Annotated in this window: 18 protein-coding genes and 1 tRNA gene; 5 read left to right on the top strand and 14 right to left on the bottom strand. The window is 54.7% G+C overall.

The features are described 5' to 3' along the window. The first annotated feature begins 88 nt into the window (after window positions 1-88). Window positions 89-1,834: a DNA primase gene (gene dnaG, locus BJ885_RS14235; protein WP_029741754.1), complete on the top strand. Its 1,746-nt coding sequence runs from the start codon at window positions 89-91 to the stop codon at window positions 1,832-1,834. Window positions 1,835-1,987: 153 nt separating this feature from the next. After that, entirely contained in the window at window positions 1,988-3,835 is a 1,848-nt protein-coding gene (gene rpoD, locus BJ885_RS14230; RefSeq protein WP_023309228.1) for an RNA polymerase sigma factor RpoD, read from the top strand. 101 nt (window positions 3,836-3,936) lie between these two features. Here the strand turns inward: rpoD and mug are convergent, their stop codons facing one another. Then, on the bottom strand, window positions 3,937-4,443 hold the full coding sequence (mug, locus tag BJ885_RS14225; protein ID WP_029741755.1) for a G/U mismatch-specific DNA glycosylase: 507 nt from the start codon (window positions 4,441-4,443) through the stop codon (window positions 3,937-3,939). Window positions 4,444-4,568: 125 nt separating this feature from the next. Between mug and BJ885_RS14220 the strand changes: the two genes are divergently transcribed. After that, window positions 4,569-4,644, top strand: a tRNA-Ile gene (locus BJ885_RS14220). 82 nt (window positions 4,645-4,726) lie between these two features. On the opposite strand, the gene BJ885_RS14215 is transcribed toward BJ885_RS14220, so the two are convergent. The 9 genes from BJ885_RS14215 to BJ885_RS14175 form a co-directional block, all read right to left on the bottom strand. Beyond that, a complete protein-coding gene (locus tag BJ885_RS14215; RefSeq protein WP_029741756.1) occupies window positions 4,727-4,927 on the bottom strand; it encodes an ogr/Delta-like zinc finger family protein in 201 nt (66 codons plus the stop codon). 67 nt (window positions 4,928-4,994) lie between these two features. Continuing rightward, window positions 4,995-6,149, bottom strand: a complete 1,155-nt coding sequence (locus BJ885_RS14210) for a phage late control D family protein (protein ID WP_121932172.1) — start codon at window positions 6,147-6,149, stop codon at window positions 4,995-4,997. Then, window positions 6,146-6,610, bottom strand: a complete 465-nt coding sequence (locus tag BJ885_RS14205) for a phage tail protein (protein WP_121932171.1) — start codon at window positions 6,608-6,610, stop codon at window positions 6,146-6,148. The genes BJ885_RS14210 and BJ885_RS14205 overlap by 4 nt, the downstream gene beginning before the upstream one ends. Window positions 6,611-6,621: 11 nt before the next feature. After that, a complete protein-coding gene (locus BJ885_RS14200) occupies window positions 6,622-8,901 on the bottom strand; it encodes a phage tail tape measure protein (RefSeq protein ID WP_121932170.1) in 2,280 nt (759 codons plus the stop codon). Next, window positions 8,894-9,013 (bottom strand): GpE family phage tail protein, encoded by a 120-nt coding sequence (locus BJ885_RS14195; protein WP_023616176.1) that lies wholly within the window; start codon window positions 9,011-9,013, stop codon window positions 8,894-8,896. Before BJ885_RS14195 ends, BJ885_RS14200 begins: the two co-directional genes overlap by 8 nt. A 32-nt stretch (window positions 9,014-9,045) precedes the next feature. Next, complete coding sequence (locus BJ885_RS14190) at window positions 9,046-9,354, bottom strand: phage tail assembly protein (protein ID WP_121932169.1); 309 nt, start codon at window positions 9,352-9,354, stop codon at window positions 9,046-9,048. Between the two features lie 56 nt (window positions 9,355-9,410). Then, window positions 9,411-9,929, bottom strand: coding sequence for a phage major tail tube protein (locus BJ885_RS14185; RefSeq protein WP_023309235.1), 519 nt, complete (start codon window positions 9,927-9,929; stop codon window positions 9,411-9,413). A gap of 11 nt (window positions 9,930-9,940) precedes the next feature. Further along, the gene (locus BJ885_RS14180; protein ID WP_047646375.1) at window positions 9,941-11,128 is read right to left on the bottom strand and encodes a phage tail sheath protein; all 1,188 of its coding nucleotides are present in this window, start codon (window positions 11,126-11,128) and stop codon (window positions 9,941-9,943) included. Window positions 11,129-11,186: 58 nt separating this feature from the next. Then, window positions 11,187-11,780: a recombinase family protein gene (locus tag BJ885_RS14175; protein WP_121932168.1), complete on the bottom strand. Its 594-nt coding sequence runs from the start codon at window positions 11,778-11,780 to the stop codon at window positions 11,187-11,189. Window positions 11,781-11,833: 53 nt separating this feature from the next. Between BJ885_RS14175 and BJ885_RS14170 the strand changes: the two genes are divergently transcribed. After that, window positions 11,834-12,325 carry a phage tail protein gene (locus BJ885_RS14170; protein WP_071841171.1) on the top strand — a complete coding sequence of 164 codons (492 nt, stop codon included), beginning with the start codon at window positions 11,834-11,836 and terminating at the stop codon, window positions 12,323-12,325. Then, window positions 12,325-12,921, top strand: coding sequence for a tail fiber assembly protein (locus BJ885_RS14165; RefSeq protein WP_121932167.1), 597 nt, complete (start codon window positions 12,325-12,327; stop codon window positions 12,919-12,921). The genes BJ885_RS14170 and BJ885_RS14165 overlap by 1 nt, the downstream gene beginning before the upstream one ends. Here BJ885_RS14165 and BJ885_RS14160 read toward each other — a convergent pair. The 4 genes from BJ885_RS14160 to BJ885_RS14145 are packed head-to-tail and all read right to left on the bottom strand — an operon-like array spanning window position 12,905 to window position 15,789. Next, the gene (locus BJ885_RS14160) at window positions 12,905-13,300 is read right to left on the bottom strand and encodes a tail fiber assembly protein (RefSeq protein ID WP_121932166.1); all 396 of its coding nucleotides are present in this window, start codon (window positions 13,298-13,300) and stop codon (window positions 12,905-12,907) included. The two genes, BJ885_RS14165 and BJ885_RS14160, sit on opposite strands and share 17 nt — an antisense overlap. Before the next feature lie 8 nt (window positions 13,301-13,308). Beyond that, window positions 13,309-14,283 (bottom strand): phage tail protein, encoded by a 975-nt coding sequence (locus tag BJ885_RS14155; protein ID WP_121932165.1) that lies wholly within the window; start codon window positions 14,281-14,283, stop codon window positions 13,309-13,311. Beyond that, window positions 14,280-14,888, bottom strand: coding sequence for a phage tail protein I (locus BJ885_RS14150; protein ID WP_029741411.1), 609 nt, complete (start codon window positions 14,886-14,888; stop codon window positions 14,280-14,282). Before BJ885_RS14150 ends, BJ885_RS14155 begins: the two co-directional genes overlap by 4 nt. After that, window positions 14,881-15,789, bottom strand: coding sequence for a baseplate assembly protein (locus BJ885_RS14145; protein ID WP_054830242.1), 909 nt, complete (start codon window positions 15,787-15,789; stop codon window positions 14,881-14,883). Before BJ885_RS14145 ends, BJ885_RS14150 begins: the two co-directional genes overlap by 8 nt. Window position 15,790 lies beyond the last annotated feature (1 nt).

Genomic DNA, 15,790 nt, shown 5'->3' with positions numbered 1-15,790 from the left:
ACAGACAGAGTAATAGTCGTAAGGCCGTGCTTCCGGAAGGAATGCGCGGCTTGTTTTCGTTTATAAGTCGCTTAAAATTTTGGGGCATATGGCCGGAAGAATCCCACGCGTTTTCATCAATGACCTGCTTGCCAGAACCGACATCGTCGATCTCATCGACGCGCGGGTAAAGCTAAAAAAGCAGGGCAAGAACTACCATGCGTGCTGTCCGTTCCATAACGAAAAAACCCCCTCCTTCACCGTAAACGGTGAAAAGCAGTTCTACCATTGCTTCGGCTGTGGCGCACACGGTAATGCCGTCGATTTTTTGATGAATTACGACAAGCTCGAGTTCGTTGAAACCGTCGAAGAGCTGGCGGCGATGCATAACCTTGAAGTGCCGTATGAAGCAGGCAGTGGGCCAAGTCAGATCGAGCGCCATCAACGGCAAACGCTGTATCAACTGATGGATGGCCTGAATTCGTTTTACCAACAGTCTCTTAAGCAATCTGCGGCTGAGCCTGCGCGTCAGTATCTGAACAAGCGCGGACTGAGCGACGATGTCATTGCGCGTTTCGCTATTGGTTACGCCCCGCCCGGCTGGGACAACGTGTTAAAGCGTTTTGGCGGCAATAGCGAAGATCGTAAGTCTCTCATCGATGCAGGCATGCTGGTCACCAACGACCAGGGACGAAGCTACGACCGCTTCCGCGAACGGGTAATGTTCCCGATCCGCGACAAGCGTGGCCGGGTAATTGGTTTTGGTGGTCGCGTGCTGGGTGATGCCCTGCCGAAATACCTCAACTCCCCGGAAACCGATATTTTCCATAAGGGCCGCCAGCTGTACGGCCTTTATGAGGCGCAGCAGAATAATGCGGAACCTCCGCGTCTTCTGGTCGTCGAAGGCTATATGGACGTCGTGGCCCTGGCGCAGTACGACATCAACTACGCGGTTGCGTCGTTAGGGACGTCCACCACCGCCGATCATATTCAACTGCTGTTCCGGGTGACCAACAACGTCATCTGCTGTTACGACGGTGATCGCGCAGGACGCGACGCCGCCTGGCGCGCGCTGGAAACCGCGCTGCCGTATATGACCGACGGGCGTCAGCTACGCTTTATGTTTCTGCCCGACGGCGAAGACCCGGATACGCTGGTGCGTAAAGAGGGCAAAGCGGCGTTTGAAGCGCGGATGGAGCAGGCTCAGCCGCTCTCCACGTTTTTGTTTAACAGCCTGATGCCGCAGGTCGATTTGAGTACTCCTGACGGGCGCGCGCAGCTCAGTACGCTGGCGCTGCCGTTAATCAGCCAGGTGCCCGGCGAAACGCTGCGCATCTATCTGCGTCAGGAGTTAGGCAACAAGCTCGGCATTCTGGATGACAGCCAGCTTGAACGTTTAATGCCTAAACAGGCTGAAAACGGTGCGGTTCGCCCCGCGCCTCAGCTAAAACGCACAACCATGCGTATACTGATAGGGTTGCTGGTCCAAAACCCCGAGCTCGCACCGCAGGTGCCGTCGCTGGCGGGTTTAAACCACGAAAAATTGCCCGGGCTTGGCTTATTTTCAGAACTGGTCAACACGTGTTTGTCTCAGCCAGGTCTGACCACCGGACAACTTTTAGAGCATTATCGCGGCACAAAAGAGGCCGCTACCCTTGAAAAATTGTCGATGTGGGACGATATAGCAGATAAGGACATTGCAGAAAAAACGTTCACCGACTCACTCAACCATATGTTTGATTCGATGCTTGAGCTGCGCCAGGAAGAGTTGATAGCTCGCGAGCGCACACACGGTTTAAGCAGCGAAGAACGCCGGGAGCTCTGGATGATTAACCAGGAACTGGCGAAGAAATAAAAAATTTAACGGCTTAAGTGCCGAATATCGATCGGGAAGCCCCCGGCAGCCGCACTGAGAGGCAGCGGCAAAAATATAAGTACGCCCTCGCTTTAAAGGTTGGCAGCCCCATCGCCGACACCAATCAAACGAATTAAGTGTGGATACCGTCTTATGGAGCAAAACCCGCAGTCACAGCTGAAACTTCTTGTCCAACGTGGTAAGGAGCAAGGCTATCTGACCTATGCCGAGGTCAATGACCATCTGCCGGAAGATATCGTCGATTCAGATCAAATCGAAGATATCATCCAAATGATCAATGACATGGGCATTCAGGTGATGGAAGAAGCACCGGATGCCGATGATCTGTTGCTGGCTGAAACCTCCAACAACACTGACGAAGATGCGGAAGAAGCTGCTGCACAGGTACTGTCCAGCGTGGAATCTGAAATCGGGCGTACCACTGACCCGGTCCGCATGTACATGCGCGAAATGGGTACCGTTGAACTGTTGACCCGCGAAGGCGAAATTGACATCGCAAAACGCATCGAAGACGGGATCAACCAGGTTCAGTGCTCTGTCGCCGAGTACCCGGAAGCGATCACCTATCTGCTGGAGCAGTACGATCGCGTTGAAGCGGAAGAAGCGCGCCTGTCTGACCTGATCACCGGTTTTGTCGACCCGAACGCCGAAGAAGATATGGCGCCTACCGCCACTCACGTCGGTTCTGAACTGTCTCAGGAAGAGATGGATGATGACGAAGACGAAGATGAGGAAGAGAGTGACGACGACACCGCGGACGATGACAACAGCATCGACCCGGAGCTGGCGCGTGAGAAGTTTGCCGAACTGCGTACCCAGTACGAAGTGACGCGTGACACCATCAAAGCGAAAGGCCGCAGCCATGCCGCCGCACAGGAAGAGATCCTGAAACTGTCTGAGGTATTCAAACAGTTCCGCCTGGTGCCAAAACAGTTCGACTACCTGGTAAACAGCATGCGCGTGATGATGGATCGCGTACGTACCCAGGAACGCATCATCATGAAGCTGTGCGTTGAGCAGTGCAAAATGCCGAAGAAGAACTTCATCACCCTCTTCACCGGCAACGAAACCAGCGAAACCTGGTTCAACGCGGCTATCGCGATGAACAAGCCGTGGTCTGAAAAACTGCACGACGTGAAGGACGATGTGCATCGCGGCCTGCAGAAACTGCATCAGATTGAAGAAGAGACCGGCCTGACCATCGAGCAGGTTAAAGACATCAACCGTCGTATGTCCATCGGAGAAGCGAAAGCCCGCCGTGCGAAGAAAGAGATGGTTGAAGCGAACTTACGTCTGGTTATCTCTATCGCCAAGAAATACACCAACCGTGGTCTGCAGTTCCTGGATCTGATTCAGGAAGGCAACATCGGTCTGATGAAAGCGGTAGATAAGTTTGAATACCGTCGTGGTTACAAGTTCTCCACCTACGCAACCTGGTGGATCCGTCAGGCTATCACCCGCTCTATCGCGGATCAGGCGCGCACCATCCGTATTCCGGTGCATATGATTGAGACCATCAACAAGCTCAACCGTATCTCCCGCCAGATGCTGCAGGAGATGGGCCGCGAGCCGACGCCGGAAGAGCTGGCCGAGCGCATGCTGATGCCGGAAGACAAGATCCGTAAAGTGCTGAAGATCGCCAAAGAGCCAATCTCCATGGAAACACCAATCGGTGATGATGAAGATTCGCATCTGGGTGATTTCATCGAGGATACCACCCTCGAGCTGCCGCTGGACTCTGCCACCACCGAGAGCCTGCGCGCTGCGACGCACGACGTTCTGGCCGGTCTGACCGCCCGTGAAGCAAAAGTCCTGCGCATGCGTTTCGGTATTGATATGAACACCGACCACACGCTGGAAGAAGTGGGTAAACAGTTCGACGTTACCCGCGAACGTATCCGTCAGATCGAAGCGAAGGCGCTGCGCAAGCTGCGTCATCCAAGCCGCTCTGAAGTGCTGCGTAGCTTCCTGGACGATTAATCGGTCCTGACAGTGAAAAAGCTCCCAATCGGGAGCTTTTTTTTGTTTATTCCCTCTCCCTGTGGGAGAGGGTCAGGGTGAGGGCATCAGGCCGCAGAGGATTACAGCCCCCGCACCATCAGCGCCTCATCCAGCTCCCGGTACGCCTCTACCAGCTTATCCAGCGTCGCCCTGTTGAGCCCGCTTGGATTTGGCAGCACCCATACCTGCGTAACGCCAATCATGATGCTCTGCTTGCCCCACTGCGTTCCGCGCTGGCTAAACGCCTGCTCGTAGGCCTGCTTGCCGAGGATCGCCAGCGCGGCCGGCTGATAATCCTCTATCTTCTTGATCAGCTCCCGCCCGCCGCTGCGCAGCTCATGCAGGTTGACCTCGCTCGCCTGTACCGTAGGCCGCTCGACCAGCATGGTGATCCCGCAGCGCGTGTCCAGCAGATGCTGTTCCTCTTCGGGCTTGAGTAGCCTGTCGGTAAACCCGGCCTGGTAGATCACCTTCCAGAAGCGATTACCCGGATGGGCAAAGTGAAAACCGGTGTGCGCCGAGGACTTACCCGGGTTGATTCCGCAGAACACCACCCGCAGGCCAGGGGCCAGAATATCGTTGATCATCTTTACTCCCGCTCGATACATCGTCAGGGAAGTATAAAGGATTGATTATGCGTTGTTTATAAAAACAGCAGGCAGGTGTGAATGGCTGGATTGCTGCGGGGAGTTACTTTATAATTCACCGCCACGGCCCCTTAGCTCAGTGGTTAGAGCAGGCGACTCATAATCGCTTGGTCGCTGGTTCAAGTCCAGCAGGGGCCACCAAATTTTAGTTTTAGAATCATATGATTAAGCCACTCTATTGAGTGGCTTTTTTATTGATTTTTTTGAGCCGGTGACGCAACCGCTAACCGTGGTTCAGCGAAGCCGTTCGGACACGCTCAGACGCACCGGGAGTGGCAATCAGGCGCTCCACGGACTCCATCGTCACGAACGTACAGCTGCAGTCCACATTGGTGCACTGGTGATAGCGCTCTTTGGTATTTTCACTTAGATAGCGACTGGTACGCGCATGCGCAGAGTGCTTGCACTTAGGACAATGAAACATGTACCCCTCCACTTAATTCACATTTTGTGAATCAATAATACCCAAAACAAAACCAATAGCAACTACATTACTCACTATCAACAGTAAATTTTTCGTTGCTGACGTTCAGCTCAAGCTTAAGCTGCGTGGTAAATCCGCTATCGTTGAGGGTATGCACCACCTCGCTGATGATCCACGCCTGCTCGTCGATGACGCGTTTAAAACCGTTTACCAGCACCGGCGTTTCGGGGAACAGATCGGCGCGTCCCAGGGCAAGCTGGATGGAAAACTCTACGGTTCCCCGCTGAAGCGCGCGCCACTTCGCCTCTGCAGCCCTGAGCGCCTGCTCTTCAGAGGCATAAACAGTGGTGAGCTCAAATACGTTCTCCGCCGATCCCACCAGCCTCTCTTGCGGTTTCTGCTCCTTGCCTGCTGCTCCCGCTACCGGTGCGGCGGCATCCGGGTGCTGCAGTGCTTCTGTCTGCTGCCCTCCGGACTGACGATTAATACTCAATTGAGTATTTTGTTGTTTGGGGTCACGCGTTTGCAGCCATTTGGCCGTTACGCCGGAATAATTTTCACGGTCAGTTATGGAAAAAAGGTGCTTATCGCCATCCCCACGTTCAATCATCATTAAGGAAAGCGGAGTGCCGCTGGCCGTCACGGCCTGGCCCGCTTTCATAAAGATAATCTTCCCGGCTTTGATTGAAACAAATGCTCCATTACGTTCAGCAAGGCGGGAGAGGAAGGCCGCGTCTGTCTCCTGAGACTGGTCAATATGAGAGATGGCGATGGATGCAAGCCCCGACGCGACGCTGGCGGTCAACTGGTTACGCTGAGCGATGGTATCGACTATCGCGCCAATCGTCGTGTCATGCCACGACTGTTCGCGCCGCACGTTTAGCTTTCCACGAAAATCTGCGCTGAATCCCTGGATGGTCAGCGTGTCCGGCGCGCCCCGGAAATGAATCGCATCAATCGTAAAGTCCCCTTTCTCCTCGAGCGGGGTTCCCTCCCATCCCAGCCATAAGGACAGCCTTGCCCCCCGGGCAGGCAAGTCCAGCAGCCCGTCAGAATCATCCAGTTGAATATCCAGCTGATCGGCTTCCAGCCCCCGTTTGTCGGTCATGGTCAGGCTGATAAGACGATGGCTGAAATTTTGCGTGATATCACGATCGTCAAGCTTAAGCATAAAATCAGGGGCGATTTTTCCACCCGCCCGGATATTCATTTCGGTGATCATCCCACCAGCCCTCCAATGCTATTCCGTGCGCTTTCCACCAGCTCTGAGGCCTGCGTTCGCAGGTCGCCAAACGTCGTCATCAGCGATTCGTCCACGCGTTTTAGCGACAGGGCAAACTCAATTTTTCGAGCGGTACCGTCACTGTAAAAATCCGAATGCGTGTGCGTGACTTTCTCAATGATAAACATGCCGTGAATGATGCCGGTACCGTCTATCAACGGCCATGCCCTCCCCTCATTTGCCATCAGCTCAACCGCCTTGAGGGAAAGCCGCCCTCCCGTGAGTTCCGGGTAAAGTAAGCCGGAGAGGCTAAAGGATGTCTCACCTTCGCCAAGGTACTGCCAGGCTTTGGGTTTCCCGATGCGAGCGCTGGATGCCCAGCGGTAGTCTTTTGTGAATATCATTGACTGATACGGTAAGGTTCGTCGTTCAAAGACAAACAGACCCAGCACCATTAACATTTTCTCTCTCCTTAACTATACATAAAGCTGGATTGCTGCCGTCTCGCTTTATCCTGTTCAATATTATCTATCGTCTCCCGGATTTGACGCGTCAGATCCATTCCGGAGGCCGTGCCCCCCTGCAGCGTGATGTTATATTCGCTTTTACTCTGATCGACGTAAGAGCGTCCTCCAGTAGCAATGGTCGGCTGATACCCCAGGCTGCCGCCAGAGATCCCCGCGCCCGGAATATAAGCGCTGCCCGCCGGTGAGGATGCCGCTTCTGCTTTTGCCGCAGCGGCGTCGAGATCGCCCGACTCGTTTTTGATAATACCGAGCTTCTCCAGCAGCCAGCTGGCCTTGCCGCTCAGGCTATTAAAGAGATCAAGCGGTGCCATTAACGCATCGCCCAGCGCCTGACCAAAAATCACGCCAGCGTTTTTACAGCCATCCAGCGTTTCCTGCGTCGCCTTGATCGGCGTAATCAAGTCGGTGAACCATTGCCAGATACCGCCCAGCTTCTCCGAGATAGAGTCAAATACCGCCATCACCGGTGAGAACAGCGCACCCAGCGGTGCGAAAGCCGTCGAAAGCCCTTCCATCACCCCACCAAAGAAGGCGCTGATGGGCTCCCAGTATTTAAAAATCAGTAAGGCGCCGGCAGCAATCGCCGCGCCAAGGGCAATCACCGGCCAGCTAAGGGCACCCAGCACCGTCATGATGGCGCCGCCCACCACGCTTAATACCGTTCCCAACATCCCGGCCGCGGTAATAACCATATTGACGCCCGTCAGAACCGGGCCGATAACAGTGCCTACGCCACCCAGTACGCCAGCAAACGCCTGTGCGCCGACAACGATGCTGGCGAGGGTCTGCGTCAGCTCAGGGTTGGCATTCACCCAAAGGGAGGCCGTGCCAAGCCAGCCGGTTGCGGTTGTTATCAGGTTGCGCAGAGCGCCATCCGCTTTATCAAACACATCAATCTTCAACCCGCTCCACGCGGCCTGGAATCGGTTGATATCGCCGTCAAGATTATCGGTCTGCACGGACGCCGCAATCGCGGTACTGCCTTTTGCCCCCTGCAACTGCTGGCGTTTTTCATCAAGCGATCCATCACCCGCAGCGGAAGCCAGCGCCCCCGCGGCTTTTATGGCATCCGGAGTCTGAACATGGCGCAACATCGCGCTGAGCGCGTCCCCCGCGGCGGCGCCTTTCATCCCTTTTTCCGCCAGAACGCCAAGCAGCGCGGTGGTCTCTTCAAGTCCCATACCAGATGCACCCGCAGCGGGCGCAGCGGCGGTGACGGCCGCCACCATCTCAGCGAGGCTGGTATTCGAAGAGGTAAAACCGCGCGTAAGCACATCTGCGATGCGTCCCGCGTCCGCATCGGCCAGGCTGTACGCGGCCTGCGTGCTGGCGATCATATCGGCCGCTTTAGCCGCGTCGACACTCCCCGCCAGGCTGAGGTTGACCGTTGGCGCGGTGGCCGCAAGCAGCCCATCGGCGTCATAGCCTGAACGAGTCAGTTCGGTTTGTGCCCGGAGGACCGTATCTGCAGGTACTCCGGTCCTGGCGCTGACCTCCCGCGCCTGCTGGCGAATCGCCTCAAGCCGGGAATCCCCCTTCGCCAGGCCAAGGTTTGCCTGAATGGCCGACATCTGCTTTTCAAAGCTGATGCCAGGCGCCATAAACCGGGACGTCTGGTCAAAGCCCGCTTTTGCCATGCCCACGCCCGCATTCGCAAGCTGACGCACCCGCGCGGTAACGCGTTTGCCTGACTCGTAGCGATTCTGAACGGTACTCAGCCGCTCCTGCTGCTGATTGACGCGGGCCAGCGCATCCCGCTGTCGGTTAAGCTGCTGCGTTTTTTCGCTGATGTGAGTTCGTAAACGACGCTCATCAGACGAGAGCGTGCGCGTGTTGACTCCCGCCTGAGCGAGTTCAGCGCGCTGACGCTGTACCGAGTAGCGTAAGCTGTTGTACTCAAGCTTAAGGTCGGCCGCCGATTTTCGGGCTGCAGTCAGCGCATCAGCCTGCGCCTGGCTGGGGTTTTGCGTGCTTTTAAACTGCACCGCCAGCGCCGCGGCCTGCTGTTTCGCCTGAGCAAGCGACTGCTCCGTCGAGGCGAGCCGGGCATTTGCTTTTCTGAAGCCGTTAATGCGCCCCGCCTGCTCATCGAGCGCCCCCAGCGCCGTCTGCGCCTCGCGGATATCGCTCGCGAGAGTGAGGCTGGCGTTCTGGAGAGCGTTAAGCGGTCGGGTTGCCCGGTCGACTGCCTTAAGCAGCTCCTGAAGACTGACATTATTACTCATGGTGGTTTCCGCTTCGCTGCAGCGCTTTTTCGCGCCATAAGAGGAGTTCGGTCACGCTCAGGGAGTACAGTTCTGACGGCGGCCAGTGAAAAATCACCGCGATATCCGCCATCAGATCGTCGACCGACACATTTTCGGGAAATTTCAGCGAGCCGAAGCCGGTGACAAAAAACCGATCACCTTACCTGCAAAAGAGAGCAGATCGCAGGCGTCCAGGCGCGCAACCTCATGCTCGGTCAGCGCTGGCGAGGTCATTCGCGGCAGCACCTTAATCAGCGCATCAACGTCAGATTGTGCCAGCGACGCCAGCGATACGCCGCGCAGGGTCCCCGCATTGGGTTTAGAAACCGTCACCTTTTCAATTTTTTGCTCACCGCGCTGAACGGGGCTATCAAGCGTGACGATATGTGGGTTTTCACTTTCGTTCATGGAGGTCTCGTTGATATTTTCCATTTCGTTACTCTTCTGAAAGTTAATTCACCGGCCGGTAATCCCGGCCGGTTAAAGGGTTACAGGCCGATGGCCTTACGGTGTTCTGCCAGGCGATCGACGCCATCGACTTTGAGCACCATGTTGATGATGTCGATTTCGATGATCTCTTTGCCATCAATGGTCAGCTGGTAGTAAGCGCACTCGGTGGACATCTTGGTGGTGCCGCTCTCGCCCTGCTTGTTTTCACCGCCATCAAACTCTTTATGACGGCCACGCATGACGATTTCGACGGCGGAGATTTCGCCGGTATCATCGCGCTGATAAGAGCCGGTAAAGCGCAGCGGCACGCTGTCCGCGCCCGGAGAGGCGTACTGCGCCCATAGCGCGGCGTCCGGCAGACCGCCAACGGTCCACTCCAGCGCCAGGGCATCATCGTCCAGGCCGAGGTCGACAGAAACCGAGCCCGGCATACCGCCGCCGCGATACTTCTCCAGCTTGCGGGTAAGCTTCGGTAGGGTCACAGACTCAACAACGCCCATATAGCTCAGGCCATCGTTGAACATATTCAGGTATTTAAGTTTGCGTGGTAACGCCATGCTTCAGCTCCTTAGCTGTTAACCGAATCTGACAGGTCTGCCAGATAGGTATCGGTGATGCGCTGGCGCAGGGTCAGATTTTCCAGCGGCGGGACAGGGGTGTAGTCGTAATCGATATACAGTTTCCCCGCTTTCAGGGTGGTTGCATCGTTCGAGTCAGGGTCATACCAGCAGGAGCCGTCGACGATATAGCCGTTGGTTTTCAGCTCGCGGAACTTGGCGTTAATACCGGAAACGATGTCGCGGATAAGCGTTGGCGTGATGGGTTTATCCATGGCCCACGCGTGCGCTTCCGCCATGGTATCGGCCAGCACCTGTGCGGTACGGGTGTAGTTTTCAAAGACGAATAACGGATCGTCTGAGCAGGTACGGTTACCCCAGAATTTGAAGCCGTCGTTGCGAATCAGCGTGGTGACGCCAGCCTGGTTGAGCAGGTTCGCATCGGTAGCCTGTTCCTGCAGATCCCAGGAGACAGAGGCGCTTACGCCGGTAACGCCGTTGACGCCAACGTTTGACAGGGTTTTATGCCAGCCGATTGTCTGGTCGATTTTGGCGCGCAGGCCAAGCGCACGGGCGGTAGCCCAGGCCGTCGTCGTTGCGTTCGTGGTGGTATCCCATGCCAGAAAATCAGGATGAATAACCATCAGCTCGCGCTGGCTGAAGTTTTTGCGATAGTTAATCGCCTCAGAAATGGTTTTACAGCCCCACGCGCTGACATAGCCGAACGCGCGCAGGCTCTGGCACATGGCGGCCAGTGCGGTCGCCACTTCCTGAGAGTCCAGCCCCGGAACGCCGAGAATACGCGGCTTAACGCCGGTTACCGTTTTCGCCGTGAGAAGCGCCTTCAGGCCGGTATATTTACCGTTTTCATCTGTGGTACCGATGATGTTGGAAACGGTCTGCTTGCGCGCCTCTTCCGGGGTTTCAGCGGTGCCTTCGGCCACGCGAACAACCACGACAACCGGTTTGCACTGGTCGGCGATCGCCTGCAGAGAAGCGGACAGCGTCCCCGCCTTACCGGCTTTCGCAATCGCGTTTTGCACGTTGGTAATGAGCACGGGCTCGTTTAAAGGAAATGTCTTGTCGTCAGCATCGCTGGCCGTACAGACCATGCCGATGATTGCCGTCGAGACGGTGGAAATGGTGCGGGTGCCATCGTTGATTTCGATAACTTCCACGCCGTGGTGAAAATCGCTCATCCGTTTAACTCCTTGGTTAGTTGGTGAGTGATATTGTCGCGGCTGGGCTTGCTATGAGCTAACCATCCCTGTCCAGCGGCCGCTGGCACAACGATTGTCCAACTATCGTGGCGGGGAATTTTTTATAAAGCGTGGAAATACCCACATCAAAAATTAACGCAACGCGCTGTCGGGATTCCCCGGCAGCAATCAGCCTGCCAGTCTGAGCCCATTCATCCTGCGTCAATTTAGGGCGTCTGCCACCAATTCGTCCCTGTTCCCGCGCTGCGGCTAGCCCGGCGCACGTCCTCTCGACAATGAGTTCACGCTCCATTTCAGCAAGCGCCCCCATGATATGGAAGAAGAAACGCCCCATTGGCGTTGAGGTATCAATGCTATCAGTCAAACTGCGGAAATTAATACTTCGCTGGCGTAGTTCCTCGGTCATTGAAACAAGGTGGCGCATACTGCGCCCGAGACGATCGAGTTTCCATACAACGAGAGTATCTCCCGCATTAAGTTGTCTGAGGGCACGATTAAGTCCCGGTCTGTTTGTCGATTTACCGCTGATTTTATCTTCAAAAATCAGCTCACATCCTGAACGCTGCAGCGCGTCACGCTGTAAGGCGGTGTTTTGTTCATTTGTTGACACGCGTATGTATCCAATAAGCATGGTATTTCTCTCCGTCCAAACCGGAAATCATGCCATTTAATGGATAAACACGCATTTTCGAAAACCTTGGTTTAGGAGAAGGGTCAGCTTTGCCGGTTGGCGTCCCCGTTCCGTGGCCGTCAGCAACTCCACCGACGGGGTGGCTCAAATGCAACGGAGCGGCGTTCGCGGCCTCTCAGTATCCGAAATTGGCTCTGGCTTATCCAACCTTGAAACTTCCAGACTTACGCGGGGAGTTTATCCGTGGCTGGGATGATGTACGTGGTATTGATGCTGGTCGAACGCTGCTTTCTCTGCAGCTCGATGCCCTTCAAAAAATGACTGGTTCAGCAAGTAATGGTGCTGCAACTGGCTTCGTGAATAGCAGCACGTCTAATGTTAGCGGGGTTTTTAAACGCGGAAGCTCTATTTACCCAAATACTAACGGACAGAATTCCGATTATCAGGGGGTCGATCTTGTCTTTGATTCATCCCTTGTCGCGCGTTCTGCAGCAGAAACTCGTCCGCGCAACATCGCATTTAACTACATCGTGAGGGCCGCATAATGGCGAAGGCAAAATTAAACAATGAGCTTATTGCTACAGTGACCGGTGATATAACTGTGTTTAACTACGATGGTGAGACGCGCGAATATCTTTCCTCATCGGTTGAATATTTGCCGATCGGCGTCGGCATTCCGGCTAAATCATGCATTGACTCTCCGGGCGAAGACAAAGAGGGATTTACCATATGCCGGAAGGCAGATTTTACAGCCTGGGAATATATGGCTGATCACCGTGGTGAAACGGTATACAGCACTGAAACAGGCGAAGCGATTGTCATTACAGCACCGGGGGATTACCCTGACGGCACTACCACGCTGGCACCTGCAACATATCATGACACGTGGAATGGTAATGAGTGGGTGATTGATACTAAAGCGCAGCACGCGGCGGACGTGGAAGCGGCGGAGCAACAAAAAGTTGCATTACTTTTAGAGGCGCAAACAACGATCAATATATGGCAGACCGAACTACAGTTAGGCATTATCAGTGATAAAGATAAGGCCAGCCTGATACACTGGCTGACCTACATAAAGGAATTGCAGGCGGTCGTTCCTGACGCTGCGCCAAATATCAAATGGCCTACATCGCCGGTTTAACAGGCCAGCTAACATCAGGAGCCGTCGACGTATCGACGGCTTTCACTTCCTTCTTATAGTCCATCCATGATGATAATTTTGCTTTGTCCTCATTGCTGATATCACCCAGCATTAACTCAACACGCCAGTCTGCCGTAACATTATCAGCCGTTGCCAGCAATTGCGCTCGCTGATTCTCTGCCTGTGCAATGTGGTCAACTTTGGGCGATACAAGAATTGGATATCCATCATCATCTGATTCGATAACCTTCCCATCATTTTGCTGTCCCGCCATTAGGGCGTTGTATAAATCAGCGTTAATTTCGACGATATCAGCAGGCATATTGTCGTTTATGCTGTCCAGGAAAAAGCCATTTGACGACTTGGAAAAATAAATCATTTTGTCTCCTATATACCAACAGCGAACCAGTAACAGGCGCGTTCGTATTCAATCATTGCACCCTGGCTAACTTTCCCAACAACGATATAGAACTGAGATGTACCCAAATCAGAGCAGTTTGCTACGCCTACTGAGGTAACTCCTGCCGCTGAAGTTGTATGTGGGATTGCCATTAACATGAGTGTCCTTATGGGGAAGCTCACTGGAAAAGTAACCGTATAGCTTGAGCCTCCGCTAACGATGCCCCACTGTAGGATCAAACCAGAAGGTAGTTTTTGAAAGCCCGGCGAACTCTGTGAACTGGAGAATGATGCCATATCTGGAATCTGGTTAGCGCCAGTCCCAACATCCCTTTTAGCCGCTTCTTTCAAACCAAGGTTTTTGAGAACCTCAGCGCTCAACCCCGCATCGGCAATTTCTTTTAACGCATTGGCGATTAAAGGGTACTGTTTATGCGGATTATCAGCAGCAATATGCTTTTTCATCTGATCATCAGCGTAGCCCTTAACCTCGATAACTTTATCGTCAACGTACTGGCGAGTTGCCAGCACAACTGAGGGATCAATTTTCAGGGAAATTGACGATGTGCTCGACACAATCAGAATCATGCGGATGGTCTGCGTGCGACCGCTGCCTTCCTGCAGCTGAGGCTTGTATGTCTCCGGGCAGTTAGCCACGGCGATCAGAATGCCGTCGTCGTCATAGAGACCGATCTCTCGGATCCAGAAACCGCCCTCATTCTCGGGAATAATCTGTTCAGCGATGATCTGGCTGGTATTATTTGGGTCAACAGCGAGCAGGTTCAGCGGCGCTATGCGTTTTTGGTTGACGAGCTTCGTCTGCGCCGGGTCGGGGGTTGGCAACGTTCCGTTGGCGTCGCCTACCGCCATTTGCGTCAGGTTGAGTTGCGTACCAAGTGCCGTCGCGTTAGCTAGCCGCGCCGCGCCCTGATTCGTCAGTATGGCAAAATATTTTGCGGTCATGCGTTCACTCTCAGGTTATCAATCAAATGGATGGCCGAGGCCGGGTAATAATCACCACCGACAATAAGTTCCTCGGTGGTATAGGGATAAACAGCCAGCGCATCGCCGTGATAGCATCCTGCGCCAACATAAAACTCTCCCGTTGAGCTCAGGCTGATAGCCAGCCCGGTCATGTGTCTACTTGCCGGTTTGGCATCCTCAATGAGCCGTTCAAGCTCCTGATACATTTCGTCAGTGATGCCGTTATCAAGCACACCGACAACCAGACGGAACGTGCCAGGCTCCTCACCGAGCTGCCACCACTCGCGCACCTCAATCAAGAAACCAAGCGGTTCCACCACACGACGCAATGCGCTGATGGTTCCTTTGTGCTGATGGACGAAAAACGAGGACATAATGACGCTGCGCTTCGTGCTCTCCGGCCACGCCTCATCCCAACGGTCTACCGACAGCGCCCATGCCAGGTAGGGAAGTAAATTCACCGGGCACGCGCTGGGGTTCCATAAGGTGCGTAGCGGTACCGGCACTCGTTCAATATTCGAGAGCGCTGCGGCAGCGGCGACTTCCAGCGGTGATGACCCAACGGGTAATAGCCTTTCACTCATCCGAACCCCCGATCGCTATCTGATACGAGGTACAGTTCGAGGCCTGCGACTTACTCAGTACAATGTCAGAGTGGGGAGATTCCAGCTCAACGCGCTGCACGCCTTCAACGTGAAGTGCTGCATAGATGGCCGACAGACGGATATCGCGTCCAAGGCGATGCTGTGCGCTGATATAATTCTGCAGCTTCTGCTCCGCTGCTTGCCTGATGGGTTCAGACTCTGGTCCGGGATAAACGTAGAGCGTCGCGTTTATCTGGTAAGGTACAATTTCTGCCGACTGGACAGTCACACGATCGCCGACCGGGCGGACGGTTTCAGCATTAAGCGCTTTTTCAACAACCGCCAGTAGTTCAGGACGAGCGGTACCATCACCCTCACGGGATAACACCGAAATCGTCACATGTGCAGGCTGAGGGCTTTCAACCGAAACGTCAGCGACCCGTCCGTCGGCACTTCGACCATGATATTCATAGGCTCCAACCGGCCCCGCGACGCTCAATCCCTCAAATGCCTGCTGCGCGCGCAGCCGCAGGTCGGCATCAGACTCCATGACGGCAGCCGTTGGCGGAATGGTAGTGTCATCGCCCGGGGTGATGGTCAGGCGTTCGGTATTATTGTTTGCCGCAATAACGTCCAGATCGTGACCGGAAGAATAGGCCAGCGTCACGGCCAGCGCAGCCTCATTAACCCGCTGGCGCCAGATGACTTCCCGGTAGGCATTCTCCTGCAGCAGCTTCACAATCGGCTCGGATTCCAGCGTCAGCGTCCGTGCAATCGCCTCTCGCTCCTCTTCCGGATAGAGGGAGACAAAGGTGGCCTTTCGTTCTGCCAACAGCGTTTCATAATCCACCTCCTCCACGACATCAGGCGCGGCGAGCTGGCTCAGATCAACAATAGCCATA

It is taken from the genome of Enterobacter sp. WP_7_1 (genome assembly GCF_003688535.1).
GTDB classification, from domain to species: domain Bacteria; phylum Pseudomonadota; class Gammaproteobacteria; order Enterobacterales; family Enterobacteriaceae; genus Enterobacter; species Enterobacter asburiae.
This window is presented reverse-complemented; position numbering and strand designations above follow the sequence as displayed.